Annotated in this window: 1 protein-coding gene; it reads left to right on the top strand. The window is 37.3% G+C overall.

The features are described 5' to 3' along the window. The coding region (locus B5E87_RS14805; RefSeq protein WP_087246179.1) for a transposase at positions 1–847 on the top strand (847 nt) is incomplete at both ends.

An 847-nucleotide genomic window follows, 5' to 3' on the forward strand; every position in this document is an offset into this window, starting at 1 on the left:
TATCCCAGACAACAGCTGCACATGTATTTGACTCATTTGTCTCCATATCAAGAAGACCTCTGCCTGAGTATCTGCTGATAGATGAGGTCTATGCATTCAAGTCTGCTCACAGTAAGTACGTATGCGTTCTTGTCGACTTCGAAACACAAAATATTGTCGATGTCCTTCCGTCAAGAAGAAAGCAGACACTCATGGATTATTTCTTCTCCATTCCTCTTGAGGAAAGGAAGAATGTCAAAATTGTTTCCTTTGACATGTGGGAAACATACAGAATCGTATCGAAAATCATGTTTCCAAATGCAATATGTGCAACCGACCATTTTCATGTGAAGCAGGAATTTGGAAGAAAAATTGACAGAGTGAGAATCGATGTCATGAATAAGTATTATTCCAGAAAAAAATATCTTGAGAAGAAAAAAGAAAAAACCAAGACTGAAAAGCTTGAGTTAAAGGAAGCATCCAAGCATTACTATGCATTAAAGAAATTCAACTGGATGCTCTTCTCCAATGACAATAGAATATTCGACCCTAACGAAAAGAAGATATACAATCATACCCTTGAGGGGTATTACAACTATTATGATATCCTTGAGTTCATGGTCAGACATGACCCTGTGCTGGATCTAGCCTATGATCTTAAATATGAGCTGGATGAATTTTATAGCAGATCCAATGAAAAAAACGCATTGAAGAACATAGAAGAGCTGATCATATCCTTCAGGAATTCTCAGATCAAGGAAATGATGGATTTTGGGAATACACTGGTCAAATGGAAATATGAGATTGTGAATTCATTTGTGCCGGCAAATGGAAGACGCATATCAAACGGCCTGATTGAAAACAGAAA

Source organism: Massilimicrobiota sp. An142 (genome assembly GCF_002160725.1).
GTDB lineage: Bacteria > Bacillota_I > Bacilli_A > Erysipelotrichales > Coprobacillaceae > Allocoprobacillus > Allocoprobacillus merdigallinarum.